Below are 14,567 nucleotides of genomic sequence, written 5' to 3' on the forward strand. Positions count from 1 at the left end.
GGTCATTTCCTCACCTGAAGCAAACGTTCGATCCCCAAAGCGCCGATCAACACCGCGCCAAGCATCAACGTCTGAAATTTACTGTCTATCTGAAGCAGGTTCATCGCATTGCCGATCACCGTCAGGAACAATGCTGCTAGAACAACAAGTTCCGCTCGCCCTACCCCGCCACGCAGTGACACGCCCCCAATAACAGCAGCGGCGATTGTTTCCATAGCCAGCGTGCTGCCGATGGTAGCCTGCCCGGACCCAAGCCGAGCCGTCATCAGAAAACCGGTCAGAGCCGCGAGAACACTGGCAAGCACATAAGTGGATACGATCACACGCTTGACCTTGATGCCGGAAAGAAGTGCTGAACGGGGATCGCTGCCAACCGCATAGATATGACGTCCGAAAGCTGTATGACGCTGCATCACGACACAAAGTATCGCGACGGCAAGAACGATGATCATGATCACTGGTATGTTCATGATCTGATTTCGACCGATGCCTTTGATAAAGCCGTCAAACACGCCGTAAACAGGAATACCTTGCGTGAAATAAAGCGCGACGCCCATGATGATGGAAGTCACCGCCAGCGTGACCATGAAGGGCGAAATGTTAAAGGTCGCAACTAACGCACCATTAATAAGCCCCACCAGTCCACCAAGTGCGAGGACAGCCAATAATACAAGCAATGTTACGTAGAGTTCCATTCCCGGAAACATGGGTCCCACGACAAGCATGATCGTGGCTGTAACCAATGTTCCTCCGGCAACGACAGCACCAACCGAGAGATCGAAGCCGCCGATTGTCATAACCAGCATCTGCGCGAGAGCAGGCAGCGCCAGAAATGAGAAATTTCTCATCACATTGATCAGATTGAGCCGGTTCAAAAAGCTCGGCGCTATCAGCGAGGTAATGATCAGGGACAATGCCAGGAACGTAAACACGATACCGCCACTGGCGATAAACCGCTGGAGAAAATGCGGCCCGCTATGAGGGGCAGCTTGTCGGGCGACGGTATCCGTCATGCTATCAGTTCCTTCCCGGCGCTTTCCCCAAAATAGTGAGACAATACGCTCGCTTCGGATTTTTCATTTTCCTGGATTTCCGCCATGATCCGACCTTCATGCATGACATAAATGCGTGTCGACAGATTGATCAGCTCGGGCAATTCCGAAGTGGAGACAATGACACAGGCACCGCCCTCCACGAGACGCTTGATGTATCGGTAGACATCGGCCTTGGCGCCCACATCGATCCCCACCGTGGGCTCATCAAAAATACAGACGTCGAAATCCTTCATCAGACCGCGCGCCAGCATGATTTTCTGCTGGTTTCCACCCGAAAATGCTCGCGCACGCCTTTCGGGATCGAAGGGGCTAAGCGCCAGTTCCTTCAGCGGACTAGCGACCACTGACGCTTCTTTTCTGTGCTTGAAGAATGGGCCAATGGAAAGACTTGGCAGGTTTAAGCCAGCCATGGTTACATTCTCGCGGGCGGGGCGGATCAAGGCCAATCCTTCCTCGCCACGGTCTGCAGGAAAATAGCAAAGATGGTTGTCCAGCATGACTGGAGGCGTCGGACGCTCTACCACTTTGCCATGGAGTTCAACGCGTCCGGACGATATCGTTTCGAGACCAAAGATGGCGCGACACAATTCCGAGCGCCCACAACCGACCAAACCGGCAAGACCAACAACCTCACCCGCTCGCGCATAAATGCTGGCATCGACGACAGTACCGTTTTCAACCGAAAGCCTGTCGATCTTCAGAGCAACTTCGGTCGGACTGGTTGTGATCTTTGGAAACAGTTCCGAGACCGGGCGTCCGATCATCATCTCGATCAAACCTTCGTCACTGATCTCACCGGTATTCACCGTTCCGATATATTTACCGCCACGCAGAACTGTCACGCGATCAGAGAGATTGCGTAGTTCCGCCATGCGGTGGGATACGTAAATGATGCCGACGCCCTTTTCCTTCAATCGCCGGATAGTGCGGAACAGCTTTTCCGCCTCACCATCAGTCAACGATGCCGTCGGCTCATCAAGGATGAGAATTTTAGGGTCAAGCCGAAGCGCTTTGGCAATCTCGATCATTTGCCGCTGAGCACGCGACAGATGCCCGACCATCGCATCCAGCGGAACATTAAACTCCAGCTCATCCAGCAACTGCTGGGCCTCGGCGCGCATAGCCGCTTTCTTGAGGAAAAGCCTGCCACTCTTTTCGCGCGCCAAAAACAAATTTTCCAGTACCGTCAAATCCGGAACAAGGCTGAACTCCTGAAACACCGACGCGATACCAAGTTCACGCGCAAGTGCGGGGTTCATTTTGTTGTAGGTCTTTCCATTCACCGTCAGCTCACCCGCCGACGGCTCGAAAGTTCCAACGATCAAATTGATGAGCGTCGACTTCCCCGCACCATTCTCACCGAGAAGCGCATGGACCTCGCCAGGCTTCAGGTGCAGCTCAACGTTGCTCAACGCGGCAATGTTGCGGAAATTCTTTGTCAGCCCTTTGATGTGAAGCATGTTCATTCCCGATCAATGATCCCCGCCCGGCCTCTTTCGAGGCCAGACGACGTCGCATTGTTGAAAGGCGAAACTGCCTGAAAACGCAGCCTACTTGGCGTTGACCGAAAATACCGGACGCGTATTGGCTGGGGCGAAGATCTGCGTCGTATCAAAACTGTCGATATTGTCCTTCGTGACAATACCAGGAGAAACGAGCAGCACCTTCTCGTGCGGTTTCTTTTCAAGGGCACGAACAGCAAGATCAACGCCAATACGACCCATCATGACCGGATACTCAGTTGCAAAAGCAACAACTTTTCCGCTCTTGACCGCATCCAGCATCGTCTGGTTTTCATAGGACGAAACGATCATCACATCGTCACGCCCGGCATCTTCCACCGCGCCAATCGCAGCTTCGGCAGTTGGGGCCCCACCCCAGATCACGTTCATATCGGGATAGGTCTGCAGTGCATCTTCTACCAGACGCAACTGTGCTGGAACGCTGGCCTCACCAAACTGCTCGGCCAGCAACTTGATATTGCCTTCTTTGACGGAATCCCGGAAGCCGCTCATGTAGGTTTCCGCCCATCCGGAACCCTGAGGTCCGGGGAAACCAACTGCTTTCCCTTCCTTGTCGCCAAGAAGTTTCTTGGCATACTCGCCGGTCTGATAGCCCTTCTGATAGAAGTCTGGTGTGACGCGGGCAGTGATCGGCGTTTCGAGAATGGGGTTCGCCACAGCGATATTGACGATGCCCTTGTTCATGCCTTCAGTGATCTTCGCAGCGACGCCCGCTTCCGAGATTGGCGAAATCAGAATGGCATCCGCGCCGGCCGCGACGCAATCGTCATATTGCGAGATTTGCTTGGGAAGTGATGTGTAGCCGCCAGCCTGATAGATCGTCAGATTGACGCCCAGACGCTTGGCTTCCTCTACCATGCCGTAGTTGACCGACACCCAGTAGCCATCCTGAATATGAGGATAGAGAACGCAGAGGTTCCACGGCTTTTCTGCCTTCTCCAGCGGCGTGTATTCAATTTCAGAGACCGACTTCAGATCACCGTCCTTCGCGGACTGGATCTTGAAGGGCCACCATTTTCCGGATCCATCTGCAGCAAGTGCGGTTGCTGAAAACGAGACAGCCAGCGCCAGTATGGACGAGCCAATAGCATATTTCAGATTCATATCGAGACGAGCTCCCATTTTGCCCTCTGCGGTTGATTTTGTGAGGCGATTTTGCCTTCTTTTATTCGTTAACGCTTATATAGAATGACCACCCTGTCAATGAGATTGGATACATTATGTTTTATTTTTTCTCATTTGACGCTGAATAATCTACTTATAAGCCTCAAATGTATCCAATCACATTTTAATGCATGTCGCCACCGGGCTATTAAAGCCCGGTGCGCTCGTTCAGATTTTTGCCTTTAAGCCCGACCGATTGCGGCCAGCGTTTCATCCAGCGACTTCTTCGTTGCCGCGACAACATCATCCACCTGCGAAGGCGTGATGATCATGGGCGGGCAAAACGCAATCGCATCGGCCATGTTGCGCGTGATGACGCCATTGCCGAACATCGCCGCATTGGCGAGACCACCCAGTGTGCCGACTTTTTCGTGTGGCGCCTTGGTTGCCTTGTCACCAACCAGTTCAAGCGCGGCAATCAGGCCAACGCCACGCACTTCACCAACCAGCGGATGGTCGGCCAATTCACGCAGGCGCTTTTGCATATAGGCGCCTGTTTCACGCGCATTGGTCACCAGATCGCGCTCTTCGATGATCTTGAGGTTTTCAACCGCAACCGCAGCCGCAACCGGATGACCCGAGCCCGTATAGCCGTGACCGAATACACCAAGGCGTGCACTTTCATCCGCCACCGGCTGATAGACGCGGTCATTGAACATGAAAGCCGAGATCGGCAGATAGGACGACGAAATCTGCTTCGACAGCGTCATAATATCCGGCTTCATATTGAAGGTCTGCGAGCCGAACATATTGCCGGTACGACCAAAGCCGCAGATCACTTCGTCGGCGATCAGCAGAATATCGTATTTATGCAGCACGGCCTGGATCTTTTCCCAGTAACCTTCCGGCGGAACAACGACGCCGCCTGCCCCCATCACCGGCTCGCCAATGAAGGCTGCAACCGTTTCCGGTCCCTCGGCGAGGATCATGTCTTCCAGATCCTTGGCAAGACGCGTGGTGAATTCATCGACCGTCTCGCCCGGCAGTGCATCACGGTAATAATGCGGGCAGGTCGTATGCAGGAAGCCCGGCAGCGGCAGATTAAACGAGTTGTGATTGACCGGCAGGCCGGTGGCGCTTGCCGATGCAATCGTCACACCATGATAGCCGCGCTTGCGACCGATGACCTTGGTGCGCTGTGGCTGGCCCATGGCGTTGGCGCGGAACCACAACATCTTGATGATGGTGTCATTAGCTTCCGAGCCGGAATTGGTGAAATAGACCTTGCTCATGGGAACCGGCGCGATGCTGATCAGCTTTTCGGCTAGCTCGATGACGGGGGGATGCGACCGGTGCGTGAAAGTGTGCGAATAAGGCAGCTTCAACATCTGCTTGTGCGCAGCATCTGCAAGACGCTTTTCCGAAAAGCCGACGCCGACGCTCCAAAGGCCCGCCATCGCCTCGATATAACGCTTGCCGTTATTGTCTTCGACGTAGATGCCATCACCCTTTTCGATCACCGCTGGGCCGATTTCTTCGTGACGACGCGCATTGGTGTTGGAATGGAAATGATAGGCGATGTCGCGAGCTTCAACGGAATTGGGCTGTCTCGTCATGTAATTCCCTTTCAAAGCCGGTGGACCGGCTATTACGGCCTCTTATTTCCAGATGCAGCCCGAGACAGCAAAGCTTATGCTGTCGACACACGAAATCGTGGAGGCTGATCGTTCTTTTAAAGGAAGCTATAGATAACTTTACCTTCGTGCAACATATTTGATGCATCAAACTACAAATATGATAAAAAGCCATATTGGATGTTAGTGGAGAGCGCACGCATGCACAAAATTGCTGAATTGCAGACTCTAGTGCACGAGAACCTAGGCGATGTCGTTTATCGCAAACTCTCGGAAGCCTTGATGCGTGGCAAGTTTGCCCCCGGCACGCGGCTGACCATTCGCGAGCTGGCGGCTTCGCTGGGCACATCGGTCACGCCGGTTCGCGATGCACTGCTTCGGCTCATTCAGGACAACGCCCTCATCCAGAAAACACCGCGCGACGTGCGCGTGCCCATCCTGACACCGGAACGCTATTGCGAGATACGCGATATTCGGGTGCGACTGGAAGGGCTGGCGGTCAGCCGCGCTGCTGTTGCAGCGACACACGAAGATATTGCCCGGCTCTGGTCCATTATTAGTGACAACGAGATCGCGATTAAGGAGCAGCGCTGGGAAGATGCTCTAGAGTGCAACCAGATTTTCCACTCGGCTTTTGCAGAAATTGCGCGGATGCCGTCGCTGATTACAATCCTTGGAACCCTTTGGCTCCAGATGGGTCCGCTGATTGCAGGCATATATGAGTATGGCGGCCGTCACATGATTGAAGATCACTATATCGTCGTGAAAGCAATCCAAGCGCGTGATGCGGAGGCCGCGGAAGCAGCGCTTGCTAAAGATATTCTGGATGCAAGCGAGCTTATTCTCGAAAGAATTGCGGCACTCTCGGAGGAGTGACCTTCCAATGCGTTCAAGAATTCAAATTCGTCTTTCTTTGGTGCGAAGCCGTTTCGTCTGGTTTTACCCGATCTGCTCGACCTCTATAAATTCCTGAATGAATACATTGAACGGCACCGGGCGGTCTTGTTGAGAAATGCCCGCGATCCGGGCACGCTGTTTGTCAAAACAGTCAAGACAAACAGCAAGGATGCAGACTATGATCAAACGACATTCTACGAGGCTTGGCGGCTCACAATTCAGCGATACGGTATCTATAATCCTTATACGGACCGCGGCGCGATAAGAGGATTGCTTCCGCATGGTCCGCACAATGTCCGGGACGTCCCGGCTACTCATATTCTGAAGCAAACCGGCTCCTACGAACAGGCCAGCTATGCAATCCAGGATACGCCGGACATGGTGGCGAGCCACTATGGGAGATTTCTGCCCCAGGATAAGGCCGCGCTGGCCGCCAGGATACTCAATCAGGTCTGGATGGAAGCGTGAAGAGAACCGCGCCCAACATTAGCCACCTTATGGGAGCGGTGCCGCACGCAGCCGCTCTCTCAACAGAACATGAGCGAAAATTCGCCTTCCTGCGTCGTAATGATATCCACACAGTTAAGCGCTGGCGGTGATGGCATTAAGCAAAAGTTTTCTTTATGTTCGCATAATGCGGGTGAATTGCTGATCTAATGTCAGAAATATTCCCAGGGAATACGCTAAGCGGAGCATAATCATGCAGACCGAATTCGTCCATCGTTATGCCGCGCTCGGCCATCATTTCTTTCAGATTGCGTAAGCTCAGATTGTAAGTCAGGTACCATCGAACACACAGAAGGATGACGGACTTATCGAAATGATGGCCTTTGAACATCGAATAATCCAGCTTCTAGAGAGCTGGAAACCCTATATCAATGCTCGTTGACGAAACGTTTGCAACAGATCCTTCAGAATGAATGTTAATTTCAGTTGCTCAGCGGAATGTCTGCTATTGGAAACAGACAGACACGTTTTAAATGCGAAGATGAATGCGTAAAGCGGTCGTAGAGAGCTTTGATTGCCAGTCAACAACGGGCCTTCGCAACCATCCGGTGTTCAATATCGTGTGTGTTAAACGTGCCCCACCGCCGCTAAAAAGTGCTGTACAGATATTGCGCGGTAAACAGATCGAGATGCCCGCCACCGACATTCTTGTAGACCGTGATCTGGCGATCATCGCTGCGGCCCGGATGTTTTGACTGACATAGCTCAATCAAATCAGCTTCGATCTGCTCATGCTTGATCAGTCCAGTGGCGAGCGGAATTCCGAGTTCGCCCGAACCATCACAGCAATGGCGCGTATCGACAAATACCCGTCCGGCACGACGGAACACGTCATCATCGGCTTCACGCATGTCCGGCATATAGGCACCGATCAGATCGACATGAGCGCCCTCTTTGAGGAGTTTTCCCTTAACCAGCGGATTGGTCGACATGGTGACACACGATATGATGTCCGCCATCGATACTGTGTTATCGAGATTCTCCACGGCAACGATGTCGACGCCAGCAATGTCAAGTCGGCTGGCAAGTTTTTCCGCCCTGTCGAAGTTGCGGTTCCAGATAAAGACTTGATCGATCGACGGTCGGCTGGCGCAATGAGCCTGCACCACATGGGGCGCTAGCCCCCCGGCACCAACCACCAGCAAGGTACGGGCGTCCTTGCGCGCCAGCAGGCTGGCGCCAAGTGCCGAATCTGCCGCCGTCTTCTTGAAGGTTTCAATGGCGCCATCACAGACCATGAGTGCTTCGCCGGTCTGACCGCTGAACAGCGTTACCGTGCCTTGGATCGAAGGTTGGGCCACAGGAAGTTTGACATTCGCAGGGAAAACACCGACCAGCTTGACGGCAACCGCCTCCCCTTCGAGCCAAGCTACCAGGGACACAAACTGGTTGTCTGCGCTTTTCCGATCCTGAAGCACGGTCGTGTCGCTTTGCGGTCGTTTGCCGCTCGCATGCGCTTGACGCAAGGCTTCGATCAATCCCGGATAATCGAGCGCGGCTTCGGTTTGCTGTGCATTGAGAATTATCATCATTCGTTCCTGTCACGCCACGCGCTTCAAAAAACTTTTAGTACGCGGATGTTGTGGATTGCCAATAACCTTTTTAGGCGGGCCGGATTCAACAATCACGCCACCATCCATGAAAATCAGGTGGTCGGCGACTTCGCGGGCGAAGTTCATTTCATGCGTGACGACAATCATGGTCACGCCGTCTTCGGCCAACTGGCGCATCACCGCCAGAACCTCACCGACCAGTTCCGGATCAAGAGCTGATGTGGGTTCATCAAAAAGCATCAGCCGAGGCTGCATGGCCAATGAACGGGCAATCGCCACGCGTTGCTGCTGCCCACCGGAGAGCTGGTCGGGATAATAATTCGCGCGCTCGGTAAGGCCGACTTTTTCCAGCAACTTCATCGCCGCAGCAATGGCCGCCTGACGGCTAATCTTACGCACGATCATAGGCGCCTCGATGATGTTTTCCACCACGGTCTTATGGGGGAAGAGATGGAAGCCCTGGAACACCATGCCCATTTTCTGGCGCTGGCGTGCCAGTTCGTTGAAGGACATCGTATAAAGCCGCTCACCCTGCCAACGCATGCCGATCGGCTCGCCTTCCAGCAACACGGCACCCGAATCCGGCACTTCGAGATAGTTCAGACAGCGCAGCAATGTGCTTTTGCCGGAGCCGGATGGGCCGACAATGCAGGTCACGTCCCCCTTTTCCACCGTTATGTCGATGCCGTCGAGCACCCGGTGATTGCCAAAAGATTTGGTCAGTCTTTCCACCTGCAGCAGTGGCAAGCTCGCGGGCGTTTCATTCATTTTTGATATCCAAGCGCAAATTTGAAGGGCAGCAGTCTGGACAGGAATGACGCGGAACGGGTGATCTGCCGGGATTTCAGGTGGTTCTCGATATGGTGTTCGATGATAGTCAGGGCGGTTGACAGGATGAGATACCAGATCGTAGCCACGATCAGCAGCGGAATGGTCTGATATGTGCGCGAATAAATCATCTGCGCCGAATAGAGCAGATCGGGCAAGGCAAGCACGCTGACCAGCGACGTGAATTTCAGCATTGAAATGGTGTCATTGCCGATCGGCGGAATGATAATACGGATTGCCTGCGGCAGCACGATGCGCTTCATGATCTGAAACCGCGTCATGCCAAGTGTCGCGGCGGCCTCGGTCTGGCCCGGATTGATCGCCTGGATGCCAGCGCGGATGGTTTCGGCGGCATAGGCGCTTTCTGTAAAGGACAGGCCAAGCAGTGCTGCACTCATCGGCGTGATCAGCGTGTTCATGTCCCAGGACCACAATGTCGGCCCGAACGGAATGCCAATGGTCAGATTGGGAACCAGAAGCGCCAGATTGTACCAGAAAATCAGCTGAACCAGGGGTGGAACGCCGCGAAAGAACCATATCCACAGCCAGCTTGCCCATTGCAGCACCGGATTGGCCGAAAGGCGCATCACGGCCAGTATGATGCCGATTGCAAAACCGAAGATCATTGCGGCAAAAGTCAGGAACAGCGTGCGCGCCAAGCCAGCGAGAATGTCGGGATGAAACATGTAGCGCACAACAATGTTCCATTGCAGGTTCTCATTGGTCGCCAGCATATTGACAAAACTCAATGCGATCAGAATGAGCACGGCGCCGGTGATCCATCGAGACGGATGGCGCACGGGTATCGGTTTGACACTATGTATATCCGGCCGATGCGCGACCGTCTTTGCTGTTCTTGCCATGATTTACTCCAGACTACCGTATCGTGTTTAGCGAAATTCGTATTCGAACTTACCAAACCCGCCGGCCCGTGTTCCGGGCCGGCCCTTGCGCAATGGACCGCGGCTGTATTCGCACCGCCGCCGGCTGACGGGCGTTCTCATTCAATCGGCCCTGACTATTTTGGCTCCGGATTGTCCTTAGTAACCAGAACCGCCTTTTCCAGGGTGCCGGCGCCATCAACGCCCCACTTTGCCATGATTTCCTTGTAGGAGCCGTCATCGATCATGGACTGGATGGCATCACGGAAAACTGGCCCAAGCGCATCACCCTTGCGCACGCCAATGCCGTTGAAGACCGGATTGCTGACCAGTTCAGATACGCTGAAGCGCCCCGTAATCTTGGCCATATAGTGCATTTTTGCCGATCCGGCCGCCACCATCTCAACACGCCCCGAGGACACAGCCAGTTCGGCGGCGTTCTGGGTGGTGAATTGCTGCAGGTTAATCGGCTTCTCACTGGCGGATTCGCACAATTCCGCGCTCTTTTCCTTCAGATATTGGTAGTCCCAGGCACCTGTCATCACTGCAACGCTATGGCCGCACAGATCTTTTTCCGACTTGATGGAAAAGTCCTTGCCTTTCAAGAAGGCATAGGCAGTGCCTTCCTTACGCTGAGGAATGAAATCAAGCGAATCAAGCCGTTCCGGCGTCACACCGAAGGAAGAAAATCCGGCGTCAAAACGCTTGCTGGCCAGGCCCGGAATGATGGCGTCGAAACTGGTTGCGGTAAATTCGAATGTCACGCCAATGCGTTCCGACATGGCTTTGGCCATGTCGATGCTCCAGCCTTTCAGGACGCCGTCTTCGACAAACTCGTCCGGTGGCCAGTCATTGAAGGCAGCAATCTTGACGCCCTTCCTGTAATTCTCCGGCACAGCGTCCTGTAGTGCCTTGATCGGTGCGGCATGCAGCGAGGTGATGCCGGCGGCCGTGGCCAGCGCCGCCAGCGCTACCATCATGCGCCGGGATGCGGTTTTGCGACGATTGGTCATTTATCTCCCCTTTTGATTGGAATTTTATCCCCGTGCGAGGCTCGTCTTCTACTTGCGTTGCTGATAATGATATGCGAACGTTCTCACAATATAGCCATTGATTGATCGCATCCGTCAAGTTGAAAGTTGAGATCAGGCCCAACTTCGCCTATGAAACGGTACAGGTATTGAGCAGCGTGCAACTGCTTGGAAGGAACGCGCAGACATGAGTGAACGACGCGCCGACAAGACGACCATTGCCGATGTGGCGCGCCTGGCCGGCGTCAGCACCGCGACCGCCGGACGGGTATTGGGCGGCTATGGCTATACCAGCGAAGAAATCCGCGACAAGGTGAAGAAATCCGCTGATACGCTGGGCTATCGCCCCAATCTGCTGGCACGCAGTCTTATCACCGGGCGCAGCAAGACCATAGGCGTTGTCGCGGGCGACATGCAAAGCCCGTTTTACGCCAGTATTCTGCGCGGTATTTCCGATGTGGTTCGTGCGCGCGGCTTTGGCCTGATCGTCACCAACAGCGATGAATCGATCGATCGTGAGCTGGAGGCAGTGGATCTTCTGCGCGAAAAGCAGGCCGACGGCATCATCATTGCGCCCTGTGATATTCTCAAGGCGCAGCACTTGCACGATGTCGTTGCCAGCGGCTGTCCGGTGGTCCAGATCGATCGCCGCGTCAAGGGATTGAAGGCAGATTCGGTGACCGTCAATGGCCGCCAGGCCGCCCACGCCGCAGTGACCCAAATGATTCTCGACGGCCATAGTCGCATTGGCGTACTGGCGGAACTCGAGCATGGCCGCTACAAGAATCTCAACGCATTTCTTCACGACCGCCAGCACAAGAAAATCGATATTTCATCGCTTTATCCGAGCTGGCAACGTCTGCTCGGCTATATCGAAGCGCATGAGGAAGCCGGGATCGCCTTTGATCCGAGTCTCGTTGCCCAGGTGGGCAGCTATTCGATCGATATTGCCCGCCAGCACGCCATCGCGTTGCTGACCCGGGAAAACCCGCCTTCAGCGCTGTTTACCACCGATGGATTGATGTCAGCCGGCGCCATGCTGGCGATCAGCGAACTCGATATTTCCATTCCGCAGCAACTGTCCGTGGTCTGCTTCGACGATCTGGACTGGATGTCGTTCTTTACCCCTAAACTGACGGCAATCCGGCAGCCACTGCTCGAAGTTGGCGAAGCCGCGGCGCGTCTAGTCCTGGAGCGGCTCGATAGCGCCGATCGGGCGCAGCAGGATATTGTGCTGCATGCCGAATGGCAGCCGCGCTGTTCGCTCGCCCACCATCCCGGTTGATCTGGCCGGCCTTAACCTCAAAAAGACATGCGCAGCCGACTCAATCCTGCAACTCGGCTATAGGCTCGCCGAGATCAATCGGCGCGGCATGACCTGTACCGCCATATTGGCCACATGTCGCCGCAGCAACGCGTGACGCCGCCTGTAGCAATGTTGCGGGCGCCTCGCCCTTCACCAGGCCATAAAGGGTGCGGGCGATGAAACTGTCGCCAGCGCCTAACGTGTCAACCGCCACAATCGGCGTTGCTTCGGCATGGAAAACCCCTTGCGCACCGGCAAGAACTGCGCCCTTGGTGCCGCGGGTGACCAGCACCCAATCCGCGCCGCTCTCGCGCAGGCAGCCAATGGTCGCCGTAACCTCGTCCGGCGAAAGCTCACCGCCCGAAACAGCGGCCAGAAAGCATTTCGGGCCGATGCGTCGATAGTGTTCCACGTCGCGACGGATGGAGAAATCATAGGACAGGCGTTGCGGCGCAATAGCATCCAGCCAGCCGTCAAGGCCACTCGACTGACCGATATGGACGGCATCGAACCGGCGCGCAAACTGAATATCGGCAGCGCTCGGCTCAAACATCGACACTCCGAGATCAAAGCGGATGAAATAGCGATCATTATTGCCGCGATGACCAATGATGCAATAGGCCGTCTTGCCTGTGGCCTCCATACGCAGATGCGAAGTATCGACCCCCTCGTCGCGCAGTGCGGTCTGAATGACCCTTCCGGCCGCATCCGCGGCAACCACGCCGATATAGGCCGCCTCGGCCCCAAAACGGCTCATATGGATAGCGACATTGACACAGTTACCGCCCGGAAACATTTCCCGACGCGAAATGTAACAATCGACGACATTGTCGCCCATCGCCGCGATTTTGATCATTCTTATTTTCCCAATTGACAAGATGTGAGAACGTTCGCACACTAAAGTAGAACTGTCAACGTATCGCGGGATTGGTACCGGGAAATGTTGCACTGGACCGGAACGGCTGCCGATCGGCACAGCCGGGCTCTTCAAGACGCTGAAAAGAGGAATAGAATGCCCAAACAACTTCCTACCGATATTGCTGAAACCTTGAATGCGCTTGCGCAGCGGGATTTTTCGCATGTGTTTCTGGTTGCCTGCGGCGGATCGCTGTCAATCATGCATCCGGGCAAGTATTTTCTGGATCGCCATTCGGGACTGCTGACCTCTGATGTCTATAATGGCGACGAGTTCGTCACACGCGACCCGCGTCGCCTCAACAGCGATGCCATTGTCATTCTGTGCTCCCAGACGGGCACCACCAAGGAAACGGTGCGGGCGGCAGAACATGCCCGTCGCCGGGGCGCCTGCGTAATCTCCCTGACGCTGGATCCGCAATCGCCGCTCGCCGCCGCCGCCGACCACGTGCTGCAATACCAGGCGTCCTACACCACCGGCATCCCGATCGATGGTGCCGACAGCAATTACAGCGTGCTTTACATGTTGCTGGCGGGCATTGTCGATTTACGCGACAAGACCAGCCTGCTGCCCAAACTGCTGGAAAGCCTGCCGGCACTGCAACCGGCCATTGAACGCGGTCAGCAGCATTTTGATGAAACCTTTACCAGATATGCAGAGCGCTATGGCCGCGAAAAAGTCGTGTACACCATGGCTAGCGGTCCGGTTTATGGCGCAGCCTATTCATTCTCCATCTGCGTGCTCATGGAAATGCTGTGGATCAACTCGCAAGCTATCCACGCCAATGAGTTCTTCCATGGCCCATTCGAAGTCGTCGATAAAAATGCCTGCTTCGTCGTCATGATTGGGCTCGATGAAACGCGTGCGCTGGCCGAGCGTGGCCGGGATTTCCTGTACCGTTTCGGCGAGCCGGACAATATGTTGGTGCTGGATGCAGCGAAACTCGATCTCGCTGACATAGATGACACTTTCAAGGGATATTTCGTGCCGTTGATTTTCTTCGATGCTCTTTGGAAATTTGCCTATAAGTTGGCGGCGAAACGTGAACAGGTCATGCTGGACGGTCGCCGCTACATGAAAAAGATCACCGACTACTAACAGCACCCCGGCTCAATCTTCGTTGAAGTTGGGCCGGGACTACTACCGTTCCCGACATTGCCATGGCTGCTCGCTAGGTGTTGTCACGTTAAGTTTCTCTGGCCGGAAAGGCCAGGGGCTCGTAGATATTCAGGCGAAACAGGCCGCAATTTTCCATGCATCGAAAGCTTCGAGGCGATGGTAGCGAATTGTGTGTGCGGCTCGGCGACGAGATGGAACAGAGAAACAATTGCG

General features: G+C 54.7%; 12 protein-coding genes and 2 pseudogenes. 4 read left to right on the plus strand and 10 right to left on the minus strand.

What is annotated here, in order from left to right:
• Positions 1–2: 2 nt before the first annotated feature.
• The 4 genes from HWD97_RS19750 to HWD97_RS19765 all read right to left on the minus strand — a co-directional run bounded on the left by HWD97_RS19750 (position 3) and on the right by HWD97_RS19765 (position 5,298).
• Positions 3–1,013: an ABC transporter permease gene (locus HWD97_RS19750; RefSeq protein ID WP_109365706.1), complete on the minus strand. Its 1,011-nt coding sequence runs from the start codon at positions 1,011–1,013 to the stop codon at positions 3–5.
• The gene (locus tag HWD97_RS19755; RefSeq protein WP_109365705.1) at positions 1,010–2,515 is read right to left on the minus strand and encodes a sugar ABC transporter ATP-binding protein; all 1,506 of its coding nucleotides are present in this window, start codon (positions 2,513–2,515) and stop codon (positions 1,010–1,012) included. The genes HWD97_RS19750 and HWD97_RS19755 overlap by 4 nt, the downstream gene beginning before the upstream one ends.
• 90 nt (positions 2,516–2,605) lie before the next feature.
• Positions 2,606–3,700: a TMAO reductase system periplasmic protein TorT gene (gene torT / locus HWD97_RS19760; RefSeq protein WP_244597018.1), complete on the minus strand. Its 1,095-nt coding sequence runs from the start codon at positions 3,698–3,700 to the stop codon at positions 2,606–2,608.
• A gap of 224 nt (positions 3,701–3,924) precedes the next feature.
• Positions 3,925–5,298 carry an aspartate aminotransferase family protein gene (locus HWD97_RS19765; RefSeq protein ID WP_109365703.1) on the minus strand — a complete coding sequence of 458 codons (1,374 nt, stop codon included), beginning with the start codon at positions 5,296–5,298 and terminating at the stop codon, positions 3,925–3,927.
• Positions 5,299–5,517: 219 nt separating this feature from the next.
• Here HWD97_RS19765 and HWD97_RS19770 point away from each other — a divergent pair, with 219 nt between their 5' ends.
• Both HWD97_RS19770 and HWD97_RS19775 read left to right on the plus strand, forming a co-directional pair.
• On the plus strand, positions 5,518–6,192 hold the full coding sequence (locus HWD97_RS19770; protein WP_109365702.1) for a GntR family transcriptional regulator: 675 nt from the start codon (positions 5,518–5,520) through the stop codon (positions 6,190–6,192).
• Positions 6,193–6,681 (plus strand): annotated as a pseudogene (locus HWD97_RS19775) (hypothetical protein); the annotation flags it as partial.
• Positions 6,682–6,913: 232 nt separating this feature from the next.
• Here HWD97_RS19775 and HWD97_RS19780 read toward each other — a convergent pair.
• The 5 genes and pseudogenes from HWD97_RS19780 to HWD97_RS19800 form a co-directional block, all read right to left on the minus strand.
• Positions 6,914–7,051, minus strand: a pseudogene (locus HWD97_RS19780) (IS6 family transposase); the annotation flags it as partial.
• A gap of 256 nt (positions 7,052–7,307) precedes the next feature.
• Positions 7,308–8,252 carry an ornithine cyclodeaminase family protein gene (locus HWD97_RS19785; protein WP_051517826.1) on the minus strand — a complete coding sequence of 315 codons (945 nt, stop codon included), beginning with the start codon at positions 8,250–8,252 and terminating at the stop codon, positions 7,308–7,310.
• A 9-nt stretch (positions 8,253–8,261) separates the two neighbouring features.
• The gene (locus HWD97_RS19790) at positions 8,262–9,041 is read right to left on the minus strand and encodes an amino acid ABC transporter ATP-binding protein (RefSeq protein ID WP_319081130.1); all 780 of its coding nucleotides are present in this window, start codon (positions 9,039–9,041) and stop codon (positions 8,262–8,264) included.
• Positions 9,038–9,964 carry an amino acid ABC transporter permease gene (locus HWD97_RS19795; RefSeq protein ID WP_051517825.1) on the minus strand — a complete coding sequence of 309 codons (927 nt, stop codon included), beginning with the start codon at positions 9,962–9,964 and terminating at the stop codon, positions 9,038–9,040. The genes HWD97_RS19790 and HWD97_RS19795 overlap by 4 nt, the downstream gene beginning before the upstream one ends.
• Positions 9,965–10,119: 155 nt before the next feature.
• Complete coding sequence (locus HWD97_RS19800) at positions 10,120–10,995, minus strand: transporter substrate-binding domain-containing protein (protein WP_109365698.1); 876 nt, start codon at positions 10,993–10,995, stop codon at positions 10,120–10,122.
• Between the two features lie 205 nt (positions 10,996–11,200).
• Between HWD97_RS19800 and HWD97_RS19805 the strand changes: the two genes are divergently transcribed.
• Positions 11,201–12,298 carry a LacI family DNA-binding transcriptional regulator gene (locus tag HWD97_RS19805; RefSeq protein WP_109365697.1) on the plus strand — a complete coding sequence of 366 codons (1,098 nt, stop codon included), beginning with the start codon at positions 11,201–11,203 and terminating at the stop codon, positions 12,296–12,298.
• Positions 12,299–12,338: 40 nt separating this feature from the next.
• On the opposite strand, the gene HWD97_RS19810 is transcribed toward HWD97_RS19805, so the two are convergent.
• Positions 12,339–13,400, minus strand: a complete 1,062-nt coding sequence (locus HWD97_RS19810; protein WP_319081128.1) for a PfkB family carbohydrate kinase — start codon at positions 13,398–13,400, stop codon at positions 12,339–12,341.
• On the opposite strand from HWD97_RS19810, the gene HWD97_RS19815 reads away from it, so the two are divergent.
• Positions 13,332–14,333, plus strand: a complete 1,002-nt coding sequence (locus HWD97_RS19815; RefSeq protein ID WP_036586989.1) for an SIS domain-containing protein — start codon at positions 13,332–13,334, stop codon at positions 14,331–14,333. The genes HWD97_RS19810 and HWD97_RS19815 overlap by 69 nt on opposite strands.
• The last annotated feature ends 234 nt before the right edge of the window (positions 14,334–14,567 follow it).

This window comes from Ochrobactrum sp. C6C9, assembly GCF_022627935.1.
GTDB classification, from domain to species: domain Bacteria; phylum Pseudomonadota; class Alphaproteobacteria; order Rhizobiales; family Rhizobiaceae; genus Brucella; species Brucella teleogrylli.

Coding starts and splice junctions, on each gene's coding strand:
- HWD97_RS19750 (WP_109365706.1), bottom strand. CDS start 1,013: ATGACGGATACCGTCGCCCGACAAGCTGCCCCTCATAGCGGGCCGCAT.
- HWD97_RS19755 (WP_109365705.1), bottom strand. CDS start 2,515: ATGCTTCACATCAAAGGGCTGACAAAGAATTTCCGCAACATTGCCGCG.
- torT (WP_244597018.1), bottom strand. CDS start 3,700: ATGGGAGCTCGTCTCGATATGAATCTGAAATATGCTATTGGCTCGTCC.
- HWD97_RS19765 (WP_109365703.1), bottom strand. CDS start 5,298: ATGACGAGACAGCCCAATTCCGTTGAAGCTCGCGACATCGCCTATCAT.
- HWD97_RS19770 (WP_109365702.1), top strand. CDS start 5,518: ATGCACAAAATTGCTGAATTGCAGACTCTAGTGCACGAGAACCTAGGC.
- HWD97_RS19785 (WP_051517826.1), bottom strand. CDS start 8,252: ATGATGATAATTCTCAATGCACAGCAAACCGAAGCCGCGCTCGATTAT.
- HWD97_RS19790 (WP_319081130.1), bottom strand. CDS start 9,041: ATGAATGAAACGCCCGCGAGCTTGCCACTGCTGCAGGTGGAAAGACTG.
- HWD97_RS19795 (WP_051517825.1), bottom strand. CDS start 9,964: ATGGCAAGAACAGCAAAGACGGTCGCGCATCGGCCGGATATACATAGT.
- HWD97_RS19800 (WP_109365698.1), bottom strand. CDS start 10,995: ATGACCAATCGTCGCAAAACCGCATCCCGGCGCATGATGGTAGCGCTG.
- HWD97_RS19805 (WP_109365697.1), top strand. CDS start 11,201: ATGAGTGAACGACGCGCCGACAAGACGACCATTGCCGATGTGGCGCGC.
- HWD97_RS19815 (WP_036586989.1), top strand. CDS start 13,332: ATGCCCAAACAACTTCCTACCGATATTGCTGAAACCTTGAATGCGCTT.
- HWD97_RS19810 (WP_319081128.1), bottom strand. CDS start 13,400: ATGCGAAAAATCCCGCTGCGCAAGCGCATTCAAGGTTTCAGCAATATC.